This is a genomic window from Vibrio sp. LQ2 (assembly GCF_023920125.1).
GTDB classification, from domain to species: domain Bacteria; phylum Pseudomonadota; class Gammaproteobacteria; order Enterobacterales; family Vibrionaceae; genus Vibrio; species Vibrio fluvialis.
On sequence record NZ_CP085308.1, the window covers coordinates 309,377 to 324,266 of the forward strand.

The following is a 14,890-nucleotide window of genomic DNA, read 5'->3' on the forward strand; positions in this document are numbered from 1 at the left end:
GGGGCCGATAAAGGGTTTGCGTGCGGTGAATAACATCACCGACAACAGAACGTTGGTATTGCGTTTGAGTGGTGACAAGAGAAGCGACAGCCGAGGGGAAACCCATAAGAGCTAACGCATTAGTGCAGGTCGTATCACAGCAGCTGTGCACCATGTCATGGCTGACATCGCACTGACTGGTATTGGCTTGCATGAGCGTCTGCATTGCATTATCGGCATGATGCTCGGTGTGTGTGATGACCGAAGCCTCTGTGCAGCGGGCTGGCATGCTCGTTTGTATTTGCGTCGCCATCGCGACATTCATGGCTGGCGAACCTGCAACAAAGCCTGACATCAGCAGTGAAGCTAATGTCAGCAGCGTTATCCAGGTTGTCGTCATGAAGTTCAGGCGCATACAAACCAAATTTAAACAGACAGAATTACATCAAAAGTGCTGTGACTATAATCCTTACCCCTAGGGTAAGGTCAAGCTAAATGACCTAATTCATAGACTTATCGCGCGGTTGAAATGCTGATGTGTGGGCAGAAACACCGAGACTTCCAGCCCGGTGACCTGCTGCTGGTGATCTTTATTCCGCAACACGATTTTACCTTTCAACCGTTTCAGAATGGTGCTGACGATCGATAGCCCCAGCCCGGATCCCGGCTCCGAATGGTTGTCACCGCGATAAAACGGTTCAAATACCTGGCTCAACGCCTGTTGTGGAATGCCCGGTCCGCTGTCACTAACTCTGATTTCAACGTAGTAGTCGCGCTGATGGACGGAGATATCGACCGTACCTTGCGCTGGTGTGTAGCGAATGGCGTTATCGACCAGATTTTTCAGCAATGTGTACAGATCGATCGGCGCGAGGCGGAGCGTGGCATCAGTACTGGAGGTCAGCCCGACATCGACCCCTTTGCGCTGCGCGTAAATTATCGTATCCGCCAGCACCGAACGCAGGGTGTCTTGTACGGAACAGGGTTGCTCCGGCTCGCGGCCGTTTTCCTGCATTCGGGCGTGGGTCAGTAACTGTTCCAACAAATTGCGCGCGCGATTCAATCCATCTTGCAGGCGGCTGATTTTTCTCTGCTGCGCGGGAGTAGATTGCGGAGAACCCAGACTTTCCGCCTGCAAACTCAGCGCCGTGAGCGGCGTGCGCAGTTCATGCGCGGCGTTAGCAATGAAACGTTTCTGCTGCTCCATGGAATGGTACAACCGTGCCAGAAGGGAGTTGATGGACATGACAAACGGTTTTATTTCCAGCGGCACGGAATCCATGTCAATCACGCATGGCTGCTCGGTGGAGAGGCGATTGATTTTGTTGGCCGAGGCGCTGACGGGCAAAAAGATGCGGTTGATGAGCAGATTCGTCAGGATGAGCAGAATTGGCATCAGAAACAGGGTCGGCAGCAATGAGTAAAGCGCACCTTCACGGGCAAATTCGTTGCGTAAATCGATATCCTGAGCGAGGGAAATTTTCTGGCCAGCATCGGTCGTCAACACATACACCCGCCAGGTGCGGCCTTTGTCGCGCAGAGTCGTAAACCCTTCTGCCATACGTGGGGTAAAGGCGGAGTTTGAGTTGGCATTATCCTCATTAAGCACGCGCAGAAAAATGCGCGCGTCTTTGTCGATTTCAGACAGCTTGAGATCAAACGGCTGGCTGGCAGAAATCAAACCCTGATGATTGATCAGCGCGCCAAACTGACGCAACTGATCATCTTGCAACTGATGCGCTTCATAAAAGGAGAAGGTGAACGACAACCCGGCACTGAACACGGACATCACGATGATGATCAGCGACATCCAAAAGGACAGACGAGCTTTAACCGAGCGATTCAGCCATTTTTGGAGACCATCCATCCGACACCTCTGACGTTAATAATGTATGTTTTGCAACCCAGCTTTTTGCGCAGCGAACTGATGATGAATTCAATCACGTTGCTCTCGACTTCCTGATGCCAGCCATAGATACGCTCTTCTAAATCCGAGCGCGACAAGATGGTCCCCGGCCGTTGTAACAGAGCCTGCAACACCGAGAATTCCCTTGCGGTCAGGCGAATGCTCTCGCCGTTGACGTCCGTTTCGTGGGTCGCCGGATTGAGGCTGATGACGCCATTGGAGTAAATGGGGCCTGAATGTCCGGCTTTACGTCGGGCGACCGCTTTGATGCGCGCGATGAGTTCACCCATCTCAAATGGCTTGATGAGGTAATCATCGGCACCGAGATCGAGTCCTTTGATTTTGTCTTCGGTGGCATCCTGCGCTGTCATGATGATCACGCCTGCATGATTTCCGCTTCCACGCAGATGTCGCAGCACGTCAAAACCGTGTTTTTGTGGCAGGCCGAGATCAAGCAGCACCACCTCGTAATGGTGGGTGTCAGCGGCCAAAGTGGCGCTTTTGCCGTCTTTGACCCAATCCACGGCAAAGTGTTGTTCCTGTAATTCTTGCTCAACCACTTCGCCAATCATGTGGTCATCTTCGACCAGCAATATTCTCATTGTTTCTCCGCGCAGTAGGGGGATTTTGGCTAAGGCTAGCGCTGTAAACTTAGCGTTGACTTAGTCAGCGGGTGCTAAGCCATTGCTAAGTATTGTCTATTACCCTTGGGGGATTGAATTTCTTATCAAGACTCGATGTTATGGACAGTTTAAATCAACAATTATTCCTGCTTATCAACGCAGCTCATCAGCCCGGCTCTTTTTTAATGAGTATAACCAAGGGCATTGCGGAAATGCCTTTGGTTATTGTACCTGTGTGCCTGCTGGCGCTGTGGTTTACCAGCTCGCGTGGCAAAGCGGTTGCATTTCACGCCGCATTGGCGACGGTGTTGGCGCTGACGACGAACCTGCTTATTTCGCTGCTGTGGTATCACAATCGTCCGTTCGCGGATCATCTTGGGCTACAACTGATTGCCCATGTAACTGACTCTTCATTTCCCAGCGATCATGTGACACTCATGGCGGGCATTGGTTTCGCTATCGGTCGGGATAAAACTTATCGGCTGCTCGCCGGAGTGATTTTAGCCCTCTCGGCGCTGACGGGTTGGGCGCGAGTCTATGTCGGCGTGCATTATCCGTTCGATATCCTCGGCGCGTACTTAGTCAGTGGGGCTGTGGTTTGGGGCTATTTTCAATGGCTTTCCGCGCGGTTTACACCTCTGTTGAATGGTTTGATCAACATAGAGCACGCAGTGTTGCATCGGGGGCGATAAGTCGCCGACCAGTTTTACGTACTGAACCGGACGCCAAGCAAAATAAAAGCAGCCATCAGGCTGCTTTTTTAACGTGAGGAGTCTGTCCAAGATTAGGCGGCTTGCGGCAGAACCTTCGCCGATTCCAGTGCTTGCAGAATGGTGGCTGCGTCAATGTTGTCTAGGTCTGTCACATGGAAACAGCGCTCGCCCAGCAGGCCGTAAACCGCGGGATCTGTGTGCGTGTACAAACCAATACAGCTTGCGCCTGCGGCGTCGGCCAGGTGCAGTGGTCCGGTATCGCAACTGATGAAACCATCGGTGTGACGCAGGAAGCACGCCAGTTCACGCAGGCTTTTACTGCGGTAGGTTTGAATATTGCGGCACAGTGGCGCTTCGATTTCCGGCCCCATGATTTCAATCCAGGTGATAGGTTGATGATGAGCGCGTTCGAACTGACGCAGAATATTGAGCCACTCGACATCCGTGAGTTTTTTATCGCCGCGCGCACCACGGAAGAAAGTCAGGCACAGTGATTCATCATCGGCCAGTGCGCCCTTGGCTTCAAACCCTTGGCGACACTCTTCCTCGCTGATGCTGATTTGATGGCTGTTCCATGGGTTGACCAGTAACTCTGAGCTGTGCAGTTGCGGCAGCAGGCTTAAGTTACACAGCGCGGCATGCGAATACACCTTGTGCACCGGGAAGGTGTGAGTGAAGGCGTTGTCGTAGCGGCTGGTGTAGGAAATCTTATTGCGCGCACTCATGAGCGAGCAAAGTACGGAAGATTGCGCCGACACACTCGGTGACAGGCAGAGATCAAACACGCGCTTTCTCAGGCTGCGCACGGATTTCACACACTGCGACAAACTGGAAAACGACAGATTAGCAAACTCAAAGGTTTCAATCCCCATATTGGCAAACACATCTTGCTGCCAGCGTTTATTGAGCAGCAGTGTAATGTTGGCATTCGGGTAGTGGTGTTGAACCTGACGAATAAACGGGATCAGGAATACGGTGTTGCCAACACGGTCATTACTTCTGACGATCAGAATTTCCTTAACCTCATCGGCGGTAATCAATGACGACTGAGAATAACGGTGGTTACCGACAGCAGACAGCATCAGATTCGCGATGTTGGACATCTTGTTCTTACGGTAGCGATCAAATTTACGTAAGTGATTTTTGATTCGCAGTTTTGGATTCTCACCGACCATTTGCATCATAACCTTACCTCCAATTACCCAAATGAGACTGAATTAAGTCTCTCCATCATATTGGGCGTTACTTAGCGTTGGCTTAGGATGAGCACGGTGAATGAAAAAATGATGAAATTATCAGAAATATTTTTTGTTTGATTGTCTTTGGTTGTTTTGTGAACAAATTCAACAAGCTGGCGTGTGGTTATTCACCACAGACGGCAGCTTTGTAATTACTGGTTGAACCCGAAGCTTAAAAGATTCAGAATGCCGGACTTTCGTGGTCACATTTGGCTGCGAATCTCCTTTCTATTAACTATTGAGAATCAACTATGGGTTTTACCTCGTTAGGTCTGTCTGCACCAATCCTCCAAGCTATCAAGGAAAAAGGTTACGAAACGCCTTCTCCAATTCAGGCACAAGCCATTCCTGCTGTGCTACAAGGCAAGGATGTGATGGCCGCGGCTCAGACAGGTACAGGTAAAACCGCCGGATTTACCCTGCCGATTCTGGAACGCCTGAGCGGAGGCCCGCGTGTACGTGGCAACCAGGTACGTGCCCTGATCCTGACTCCGACCCGTGAACTGGCGGCTCAGGTACAAGAGTGCGTGTTTACCTACAGCCGTCATCTGCCGCTGAGCAGTGCGGTGGTGTTTGGTGGCGTGAAGATCAACCCACAAATGCTGCGCCTACGTAAAGGGGCGGATGTACTGGTAGCGACGCCGGGTCGTCTGATGGATCTGTATAACCAGAACGCGGTCAAATTTGACCAACTGGAAGTGCTGGTGCTGGACGAAGCCGACCGCATGCTGGACATGGGCTTTATCCGCGATATCCGTAAGATTCTTGAACTACTGCCAAAGAAACGTCAGAACCTGCTGTTCTCGGCCACCTTCTCTGACGAAATTCGCGCACTGGCGAAAGGTTTGGTGAACGATCCGGTGGAGATTTCGGTCAACCCGGCGAACTCGACGGCAAAAACCGTTGAGCAGTGTGTGTATCCGGCGGACGTGAAAAAGAAAGCACCGATGCTGGTGAAACTGATCAAAGACGGCAACTGGCAACAAGTGCTGGTGTTTACCCGCACCAAGCGTGGCGCGAACAAGCTGGCGGCGTTTTTGAATGAAGAGGGCATCAAAGCTGCTGCGATTCACGGTAACAAGAGTCAGGGCGCACGCACGACGGCACTGGCTGAATTTAAATCCGGTGAACTGCGTGTACTGGTGGCAACTGATATCGCCGCGCGTGGCATCGATATTCCACAGCTTCCACAAGTGGTGAACTTTGAACTGCCAAATGTGGCGGAAGACTACGTACACCGCATTGGTCGTACGGGCCGTGCTGGCGAAGCGGGTCGTGCCATCTCGTTGGTGTGTGCTGTTGAAGCGCCGGATCTGTTCGGCATTGAACGTCTGATTCAGCAAGTATTGCCACGTGTGGAACTGGAAGGCTTTAAACCAACCAACGCAGTGCCGGAATCTAAACTGGATACTCGTCCAATCAAACCGAAAAAGCCAAAGAAACCGAAAAAGCCAGCCGTGCAGGGTGAAGGCAAAGCGCAAGGCGACAAGCCTGCGGCCAATGGTAAAAAACCAGGTCAGGCAAACGCCGGGGCTAAACCAGGTAAGCCACGCCATGGCAATCCTCAGGCGAAGAAAGAACAGCCTGAAGGCGCGAAACCAAAACAGCGCAACGGTGCGCGTTCGGGCAAAGCGGGTGAGCAGAACTCAGGGGCTGCGAAAGCGAACAAGCCAAGACGCCGCAACAATGGCAATGGCGCGCCACGCGCTCGCCAAACTGCAGACGCCAATCGTTAATTCGATTCAAGGCCAGAAACAAAAACGCCAGATAGTGACTATCTGGCGTTTTGCTATTCAGGGCTCTGGTTAAGGCTGGTACCAACCTTTTTGATACGCCATGCTGCCGAAGTTGGCGTAGGCATGCGCTTCCTGAGCCAGTGCTTCATCCGGCTGAGTCGGTGTGAGGTTTTCACCGTCCAGCAGGAAGGTCTGCGGCGCTTTATCCGGCTGGAAGACAACGGCTTTGCCCTGTTTGAGGTAAGCGAAGTTCTTGTCGTATTGAAGCAGGGCACGTGGCTGAGATTCTGTCAGCGGCTTGGTAAAGTCATTGCCCAACATCGGGTGTTCACCAGAGGCACCAATCAGGGACAGCAGCGTCGGGCCCAGGTCAATCTGGCTTGCCAGACGATCATCCACTTTGTGCGGAACATCGTTACCGAAAATCACCGCGGGAATGTGGAAGTGGCGCACAGGTACCAAACTGGCACCGTACACACGCGAGTCGTGGTCTGCCACCACCACAAAAATGGTGTCTTTCCAGTATTCCGACTGCTTGGCTTTCTTCACAAATTCGCCCAGTGCGTAGTCAGAGTATTTCGCCGCATTGTTACGGGTCTGCTTATCGCTATCGTACGGAGTAATTTTACCGTCCGGGTAATCGAAAGGTGAATGGTTCGATGAAGTGAACACCAGACTGAAGAACGGCTTACCTTGCTGATGCAGTTCGGTAAATTCTTTGTTGGCCTGATCATACAGATCTTCATCCGACGCACCCCAAGAGCCGGTGAAATCGACTTTGTCGAAATCGCTGCCCTGAACGATGTCCTGAAAACCGTTACCAAGGAAGAAGGTTTTCATGTTGTCGAAGTGCGCTTCACCGCCGTAGATAAACTGGGTGTGGTAACCCTGATTGCCCAGGAAACTCGCCAGAGTAAAGAAGTTCTGCTGTGATTTACCCAGCTTCACCACTGCACGCGCAGGTGTTGGCGTAAAACCGGTGACCACCGCTTCGATACCGCGCACCGAACGTGTACCCGTGGCGTAGAGGCGAGTGAAGTTCCAACCTTCATCCATGATTTTGTCGAGGTTTGGTGTCAGCGGCAGGCCGCCGAGTTTACCCACATAACGGGCACCCAAGCTCTCTTGCAACAGGATCACCAGATTCTTTTTACGACCCGGGAAGCTGGTGGTATGCATGGTTTTGGTCGGCGCATTCGGGTCGGCAAAATCCGCGTTCGGGTTTTGCAGCGTGCGGTGAATTTCACTCAGCAGCGCTTTCTGATCCATTGGACCGTAAAAATCGGAGCTCGACATTTCGCTCTTTGCTTGTTTCCAGGCAAAGGCCACGGAGTAAGCCGAGTTGAGACTCAGGTCATTCAGTAAGTGGTCGGTAGAGAACGCCACCAACGCTGGGTTGATTGGGCGGTGTTCCAACGTGCCGCGAGCGCCAAGCACCAACAGACAGGTCAGAACCAACTGCATCGCAATTTGCGATACCAGCGCACCTTTCACATCTGAGCTCCACACCGCGTCAAACGCTTTACCCAACAGTCGGGCGGCAACGAACAGAACAACGAATGTCACCAGAATCTCGGTTTTGTAGCCGGAAACCAGCATCGAAAACACTTCTTTCGGATAGATCAGATAGTCGATGAACAGACGGTTCGGACGCAGATCGTACTCAAGAATAAAGGTGGGGGTGATCAGTTCAAAGAACAGGAAAAGCAGGCTGCCGCCGACCAAATAAACTTTAAGTGGCAGACGAATATAACGGGTTGCACGTAGCAGGGTCGCTGCAATCACCAGCAGCAAAGCGGGCGCAAACAGATAACCAATTGAGGAAATATCGATGCGCAGGCCACCGATAAAAATCTGGCCGAAGTCGGTAGTGGAGAACACACGCTCGCTTTGCCATACCGAAAGCATCAGGCGTGAGAGGCTCAGCAGGACCAGATCAATCAGCGCAAAGCACAGCAGCGGCAACAGAGCGCCGAATTTAAACTTCGAACGTTCGCCCGTCAGGACAGAAATCAGCGTAGCCATAACACAGTACCCCAAACGGCCAGTGAACAGGCCATACTCAGCAGCACCAGCGCAGAACCGATGTTCTTCGCTACGCCAGATAAGGTGTGATATTCCAGACCCACGCGATCCACGACGGCCTCAATCGCCGTATTCACCATTTCAGCAAACAGCACGAACACCATGCTCAGCATCACCAGCAAGGTGTGCATGGCTGGCAAATCCAGCCAGAAGGCAAAAATCGTCAGTGGAACAAAGAGCATCAACTCCTGTTGAAAAGCGGCTTCGTGCTTACAAAGCCATTTAAATCCGTTAAAACTGTGAACAAAGGTATAAGCAATACGGTGAACACCAGTACGCTTAATGATTACTTCTTGTTGCATTTAATGAGTACTCTATAAATCTGGACTATGAATTTAATAGGCAGCTTTGCGTAATATCCAGTTCTGGATTCTGAACTTGTGAACGCACTCCATATAAGCCGAGCAAGCTATGGAACAAGTTGTCGTGCGACAAGGTGCTGTTCTGCGCTTTGTCTTTGATGCACTGAGTACTCAATCCTTTCTGCTGTGCATATTTCTCTGGCATCCAAAGTAGCCAAGGCACATGAGTCTGTTCTTTTGGTGCAATCGCGTACGGTGTGCCATGCAGATACAGGCCGCTTTCACCCAGAGATTCCCCGTGATCTGAAATGTACGTCAGCATTACGTTGTAATCGTTCGACACGCTTTTCAGCTCGTTGATCACTTGTGCCAGCACATAGTCGGTGTACACCAGCGTGTTGTCGTAGACGTTGACGATCTGTTTGTCGTTACAGTTTTCGATGTCGCTGCGGTTGCAGGCAGGTTGGAACGGCGCTTGAGCATCCGGGTAACGCTGCCAATAAGTCGGGCCGTGGCTGCCAATCGTGTGCAGAACCAGCAGTTTGTTATGAGAGCCGTCGTCGATGAATTTCTTCGCATCGGTCATCATCGCCACGTCAAAACAGGTCGAACCGTTACAGTCGTTGTTTTTCAGGGACGCATCGATAGAGATGTACGGCAGTTTGTCGGCCACGCCTTTGTCACCGCCATCGTTATCAATCCACAGCACATCAACCCCAGCGTGTTGCAGCACGTTCAGCGCATTGTCCTGCGCGGCTGCGCGAGGTTTGTTGTACGTGTCGCGAGTCATGTTCGAGAACATGCATGGCACTGATAACGCCGTGTAAGTACCACAGGAAGAGACGTCCTGAAACGCAATCAAGCCCATGTCTCTGGTGTACGGGTTGGTGTCGCGGTTGTAACCGTTGTACGCAAAGTTCATTGCACGGGCTGTTTCACCCAGTACAACCACCATCAGAGTGGGTTTGCCGTTTGGTGCTGCGGTCACTTTGGCATCTGAGCCAAGCGTCTGATAAGCCAGTTTGGTTTCGAAGTAGGTTTTATTCAGGTATTTCGCGCCGTTGTACAGGTGCGCCGGAATGATCATCTTATTCAGGTAATGGTTGTTACGACCCACCGAGGCGTAATCTTTGTAGCTGGTTCCGGCGACCAGACCGATGCCCGCGACCGCAATCAGCACCACGCCCACGCGAGAGACGATTGCGCGCGTCCAGGTACGGTATGGCTTGATGCGTACCATTGCGAGGAACAGACAAGGCAGTCCGCCAAAACCCAACAGGTAAAGCACCGTTGCTGAGTTGAGATAGAACGAAATTTCAGACGAGTTAGTTTCAAACACGCTTTCCATCATGGTGGTGTCAAACAGAGTCTGGAAGTTCACTTCCGCATACAACGCAGCGGCAGACGTCAGTACCACAAACGCCATAAACGGTTTGAAGAAATACGGCCAGGCGAACGCTGAGAAAATGATAATGAAAGCGCAAGTCAGCAGCAGAGGTGCCGTATACGCAAACAGCGGATTAGAGACATCCGCACTTAAATGAAAAATAGTTTTCAGCACGGGATAGTTCATCACCGTACCAAAGTACACTGCGAATACGACAATGAGCGTGGTCATGCTCATCGGAATACGAGGAAAAGTAAAACGGCTGAAGTTCGACATCAAAAAGAACCCGAAAGTGAAACTGTGGACGCATGATGCAAATCTAAACTTAAGATTAGCTTAAGACTCTTTAAGTTTTTTCAGGGTTTACAGCTTTGCAGTGTCACTCACGTTGCGCGTGTTGCATATTAAGAAATCGAACAGCATTCTGTGAAACAAAACATTAATATTTGTAACATAAGTGTTGTTATTGGTGCGTTTTATCAATGTATTCAGGGTTCGGTCCCATGGCTGAGTGAATGCTGCTTCTTCAGCCATGGGGATGGAGTGCTATGGTTTTCCCGGCTCGTTTAACCAACCGCGAATCATATTTTCGTTGGGTACACTGCCTGCGTGGATGACCTGTTCATTCTCAACCACTGCCGGGGTCGACATCACCTGATAGTGCAGAATGGCGGTGATATCCGTGACTTTTTCCACACGGACCTCAATAGCCAGTTGATTGGCTACCTGTTCAATCAGTGCCGCGGTTTTCTGACAGTTGGTGCAGCCAGAACCTAATACTTTGAAATGTCGCATGATAAAACTCCTTAGAGCAAAATGATGAGGTTGAATAGCCAGCCGATCAGAGTAAAGGCCGCCAGCAATAAGCCGAATAACAACGCCAGCAATCGCCACTGCATCACCTGTTTGAGCATGACAAATTCCGGCACGCTGGCGGCGACGGTACTCATGCAAAACGCGAGCGTAGTGCCAAGCGGCAGGCCATTGGTCAGTAAACTTTCCATCACCGGGATGATGCCAGTGGCATTGGAATAGAGTGGAATGCCCACCAATACCGCGGCTGGCACCGACCACCACTGACCGCTTCCGAGGTTGTCAGTGAGCCAGCCTGCGGGAACAAACCCGTGTAAACCAGCCCCGACACCAACGCCGATGATGACCCATTTCCACACCCGGCTGACAATCGCGCGTACTTCGCCCTTGGCAAACTGGTGACGCTGGTTCAGTGTCATTTGGATTGCGTCGCTCGACGCTCTGGTTGTGGGCGCGGAATGACCTTGGGTCAGTGCATCCGAAACAAAGGGTTGCAACCAACGATCCGCGCGGATTTTATCCAGCAGCCAGCCACACAAAATGCCAATGGTGATGCCGATGACGACATACCACAGGGTCAGCTTCCAGCCGAGCAGACCCCATAGCAGCACCACGGCCACTTCGTTAACCAGTGGCGATGTGATCAGAAACGCCATCGTGATCCCCAAAGGGATTCCCGCTGTGGTGAAACCCAGAAAGACCGGAATGCTGGAGCAGGAGCAGAACGGCGTTACGGCACCAAAAACGCTGGCAGAGCCATAAGCAAGAAACTGATGTTGCCCCGCAAGGTAATCGCGCACCCGCTCAACATTCATCGATGCGCGCAGCAGGGCAATGAAATAAATCATCACCAGCAGCAGTGCAAAAATCTTGCTGACATCCTCAATGAAAAAGTGTACCGCCTCGGCCAGTTGCGTGCGCGGTGACAGTGCCAAGATAGAATAGGTCAGCCAGTCGGCGAGAGCGGTAAAAAGCGCAAACATGTTGTTTCCTTGTCCTAGTTGTTGGAGAAAAACTCATCTCACAGACAAGACGGCGCAGGCCGGAAAAAGACGCAAAAATAAGTGATTATTTTAGGGGGGAAGGAGTAAAGCAGCAGATTTTGTGGTTGTCATCAAAGCGGATGTGACAGTGCGTCTTCAATTGATCACGCAGCTTAGCGCGGGCGCGCTGAATACGGGATTTTACGGTGGAGAGCGGTAACTGCTTTTGCTCGGCAAAGGCTTGTTGACTGAGGCCATTGAGATCGCAGGCCTGAAGAATTTCACGGTCGTCCTCGCTGAGCCGCTCCAGCGCGGTGGGTAGACACTGTGTCAGCCCGTCAACCGCTTCAGGTTCATCAGTGTTTGCTGTTAACGTCGGTATGGCGGCATCGCACAGTTCATCATCACGCTGATGGCGGCGCCACTCATCGGTGAGCGCATTGGCGGCCACGCGGAACAGCCAGGCTTTCTGATGTTCGATTTCACAAAAGGACTGATTCATTTGCAGTGCTTTGAGAAACGTTTCCTGTAAAACATCCACCGCCAGATCGCGATCGCCACAGCGTTTCACCAGCCAGCGAAACAGCATCTGTTCGCTGCGCGACCAGGTGGTGAGCAGACAAGGAACCGCGCCGTTGGTGTTCATCGCATCACCTTGGCCAGTTGGCCGTAGACGTAGGCAAGTTCGGCCACGGTACTGGCGGCAAACTTTTTCATCAGATTCGCGCGATGCACTTCGACAGTGCGCTGCGCAATGCACAGCTCGTCGGCGATACGAATGTTGCGTTTACCGGCAATCAGCAGTTTGAGGATCTCTTTCTCGCGTGTCGTCAGCGATTCAAATGCGGCTTTTGCTGCCAGCAGATCCAGCTTCGATGCTGACTGTTGCAGCCCTTGCGTGATGGCGGCGGCGAGTTCGTCGCCTTTGACGGGTTTTTGAAAGAAGTGAATCGCGCCCGCTTGCAGCGCATCCACCGCCATCGGTACATCGCCGTGACCGGTCAGATAGATGATCGCCAGCGGGCTGTTGGCCTCGTTGAGCCGTTGGTGCACTTGCTGGCCGCGCAGCTCGGGCATGCGGCTGTCTAAAATCACGCAGCCAGGTTTGAGCGGATTGATGTGGTCGAGAAACGCCTTGCCGCTGGCAAAGGTGGTGACGTGGAAACCGTGCTCTTGCAGCATAAATTGCAGAGAATCACGCACCGATTCATCGTCATCAACCACATAGACGGGCAGGTGTGGATTCGATTCACTCATTCATGCGCTCCTGAATTTACGCCCAATAGGGCAGAGAAAGGCTGACGATGCAGCCGTGTGGCTCGACGGACATTAGGCTGATTTGCCCGCCATGGCTTTCCATCACATCGCGACAAATGGCCAGACCCAATCCGAGGCCATGCGCTTTGTGACTGACAAACGCTTCACTCGGGGTGCCGTGTTCCAGTCCGGTGCCGTTATCGACCACGCGAATGTACAGCGTCTCGGGCTGATAATCAGTATGTAGCGCGATTTTGGGCTGATAACTGCCGGATACTTCACGCTCTTGATACAGCAGGCAGGCGTCGATGGCATTGCTGAGCACATTCACCAGCACTTGCTGCATACCGACGCGGTCTGCTTCCACGGCAATGACGTCGCCTTCGCTACTGCGGCTGATCGCCACCTCGTATTTTTGCAAGCGGTAGTGCATCAGCTCCAGTGTCTCGTCGAGCAGGGTTTCGATGTTGCACGGCTGCTTTTCAAGGCTGCGTTTTTTGATCAGGTTACGCAGCCGATTGATAATCGCATCGGCGCGATCGACCTGCGCCTGAATCTTCTCAAACACCGGCGTGATCTCTTCTGTCGGGCGCTGTTTTGCCACGCGCAGCAAACCGCCTTCACTGTAGTTGCGAATTGCCGCCAGTGGCTGATTGATTTCATGCGCCAAGCTGCTGCCGAGTTCGCCCACAATTGCCACGCGCTGCGCGTGTTCCAACTGTTCGCTTTTCTCTTTGAGGCGCAGCTGCGTTTTCTCCAGTGCTTGTTGGCTTTTGCTAAACCGGTATTCGAGCCAGAAGTGGTAGGCGTTCAATACCACGACGACGATAAACAGCGCCCAAGCCCACTCCTGATGAAAACGCAGCCAGCGGATCGCCTCTTTCCACCACGGCTCCTGCAATGGATGCAGATCGAGCGCCTGATAGAGTTTATCGATGGACAGCAAGCTGACGGGCGAGGTCCAACCGGACGCACCAGCGGCGATGGCGGCCGGGCTTCCGGCAGGCATGGCAAGCAACGCGCGGGTGACTTGTTTGGCGAGAGGCGCCGATGCGCGGTCGGTTTTGGCAAACGACCAATTCGGATAAAGGTGAGTTGATACCTGACAATGGAAATCTGCGTTGGTGTCGACGTTGAGCACGCGATAGCGATTGGCCTCCAGCAGCCCTTCACGGGTCATGGTTTCCAGCAAACACGCGGGTACGACCGCCGCGTCGACAAACCCATCACGCAACTGATAGAGGTTGGCGTCAATCGGGAACCCTAAAAAGCGCACGTTGGCGAAAAAATCATTCGGATGAAAGCCAAGTTCTAACACCTGATAGCGCAGCGTGAGGTAGCCACCAAAAGCGCGCTCGGAGACCGCGGCCATCGGATGTCCGGCGATATCCGCCAGTTGCTGATAAGGGGAATCGGCCCGTACCACCAACGCCGAACCGATGGCGTAGTTAGAATGGCTCGGCGCGCGATTAGTGAGCGTTGCCATCCACGACAGTTCGTACTGCCTGCCGAGGCGCACCGCCTGACCGGGGTTGGTGACGATAAAGTCCATGCTCTGCGATTTCACCGCATTCAGCATGCCGTTTAAATCGAGCGGATGCAGCACAAACTCGGCATCCGGAATGTGTTGATTGAGCCATTCGATGGTTGGTTGCCAGCGCTGCTCCGCGGCCAGATTGCCGCGAATCGCCAACACTCCAACATCAACGACAGGCTTGATTTTGGAAGACTTAACTTGATTGGCCGCCTCTTGCGCCGCGATGCTTTGCGCGCTCAACAAGCACAACCCCAGCAGTATGGGGAACATCAAACGGCGAACTAACGAAGTGAACATGTGGTCTTCATCCCTGAATGCATCAATTGGCGAC

Annotated in this window: 14 protein-coding genes; 3 read left to right on the forward strand and 11 right to left on the reverse strand. The window is 52.5% G+C overall.

What is annotated here, in order from left to right; all coding sequences use genetic code 11:
• The first annotated feature begins 157 nt into the window (after positions 1 to 157).
• Positions 158 to 331: a hypothetical protein gene (locus LGV68_RS01645; protein ID WP_155761256.1), complete on the forward strand. Its 174-nt coding sequence runs from the start codon at positions 158 to 160 to the stop codon at positions 329 to 331.
• A gap of 153 nt (positions 332 to 484) precedes the next feature.
• Here the strand turns inward: LGV68_RS01645 and LGV68_RS01650 are convergent, their stop codons facing one another.
• The gene (locus LGV68_RS01650; protein WP_075988382.1) at positions 485 to 1,846 is read right to left on the reverse strand and encodes an ATP-binding protein; all 1,362 of its coding nucleotides are present in this window, start codon (positions 1,844 to 1,846) and stop codon (positions 485 to 487) included.
• Complete coding sequence (locus tag LGV68_RS01655; protein ID WP_075988383.1) at positions 1,822 to 2,487, reverse strand: response regulator transcription factor; 666 nt, start codon at positions 2,485 to 2,487, stop codon at positions 1,822 to 1,824. The genes LGV68_RS01650 and LGV68_RS01655 overlap by 25 nt, the downstream gene beginning before the upstream one ends.
• Positions 2,488 to 2,693: 206 nt before the next feature.
• Here LGV68_RS01655 and LGV68_RS01660 point away from each other — a divergent pair, with 206 nt between their 5' ends.
• A complete protein-coding gene (locus LGV68_RS01660) occupies positions 2,694 to 3,200 on the forward strand; it encodes an undecaprenyl-diphosphatase (RefSeq protein WP_196773751.1) in 507 nt (168 codons plus the stop codon).
• Positions 3,201 to 3,292: 92 nt separating this feature from the next.
• On the opposite strand, the gene LGV68_RS01665 is transcribed toward LGV68_RS01660, so the two are convergent.
• Positions 3,293 to 4,405 carry a glycosyltransferase family 9 protein gene (locus tag LGV68_RS01665; protein ID WP_231118045.1) on the reverse strand — a complete coding sequence of 371 codons (1,113 nt, stop codon included), beginning with the start codon at positions 4,403 to 4,405 and terminating at the stop codon, positions 3,293 to 3,295.
• A 305-nt stretch (positions 4,406 to 4,710) separates the two neighbouring features.
• Between LGV68_RS01665 and LGV68_RS01670 the strand changes: the two genes are divergently transcribed.
• Positions 4,711 to 6,195, forward strand: coding sequence for a DEAD/DEAH box helicase (locus tag LGV68_RS01670; RefSeq protein WP_075988385.1), 1,485 nt, complete (start codon positions 4,711 to 4,713; stop codon positions 6,193 to 6,195).
• 69 nt (positions 6,196 to 6,264) lie between these two features.
• Here the strand turns inward: LGV68_RS01670 and LGV68_RS01675 are convergent, their stop codons facing one another.
• From LGV68_RS01675 to LGV68_RS01710, 8 genes are all read right to left on the reverse strand, one after another.
• The gene (locus LGV68_RS01675) at positions 6,265 to 8,220 is read right to left on the reverse strand and encodes an LTA synthase family protein (protein ID WP_075988386.1); all 1,956 of its coding nucleotides are present in this window, start codon (positions 8,218 to 8,220) and stop codon (positions 6,265 to 6,267) included.
• Positions 8,208 to 8,582, reverse strand: coding sequence for a diacylglycerol kinase (locus tag LGV68_RS01680; RefSeq protein WP_020330023.1), 375 nt, complete (start codon positions 8,580 to 8,582; stop codon positions 8,208 to 8,210). The genes LGV68_RS01675 and LGV68_RS01680 overlap by 13 nt, the downstream gene beginning before the upstream one ends.
• A gap of 25 nt (positions 8,583 to 8,607) precedes the next feature.
• Positions 8,608 to 10,200 (reverse strand): phosphoethanolamine--lipid A transferase, encoded by a 1,593-nt coding sequence (locus LGV68_RS01685; protein WP_252536714.1) that lies wholly within the window; start codon positions 10,198 to 10,200, stop codon positions 8,608 to 8,610.
• 315 nt (positions 10,201 to 10,515) lie between these two features.
• Positions 10,516 to 10,764, reverse strand: a complete 249-nt coding sequence (locus LGV68_RS01690; RefSeq protein WP_222763111.1) for a thioredoxin family protein — start codon at positions 10,762 to 10,764, stop codon at positions 10,516 to 10,518.
• 11 nt (positions 10,765 to 10,775) lie between these two features.
• Positions 10,776 to 11,765 carry a permease gene (locus LGV68_RS01695; protein ID WP_222763102.1) on the reverse strand — a complete coding sequence of 330 codons (990 nt, stop codon included), beginning with the start codon at positions 11,763 to 11,765 and terminating at the stop codon, positions 10,776 to 10,778.
• An 85-nt stretch (positions 11,766 to 11,850) separates the two neighbouring features.
• Positions 11,851 to 12,411: a sigma-70 family RNA polymerase sigma factor gene (locus tag LGV68_RS01700; RefSeq protein ID WP_222727681.1), complete on the reverse strand. Its 561-nt coding sequence runs from the start codon at positions 12,409 to 12,411 to the stop codon at positions 11,851 to 11,853.
• The gene (locus LGV68_RS01705) at positions 12,408 to 13,022 is read right to left on the reverse strand and encodes a response regulator (RefSeq protein ID WP_075988389.1); all 615 of its coding nucleotides are present in this window, start codon (positions 13,020 to 13,022) and stop codon (positions 12,408 to 12,410) included. Before LGV68_RS01705 ends, LGV68_RS01700 begins: the two co-directional genes overlap by 4 nt.
• Positions 13,023 to 13,038: 16 nt before the next feature.
• Positions 13,039 to 14,829, reverse strand: coding sequence for a PhnD/SsuA/transferrin family substrate-binding protein (locus LGV68_RS01710; protein WP_252536716.1), 1,791 nt, complete (start codon positions 14,827 to 14,829; stop codon positions 13,039 to 13,041).
• Positions 14,830 to 14,890: the final 61 nt, after the last annotated feature.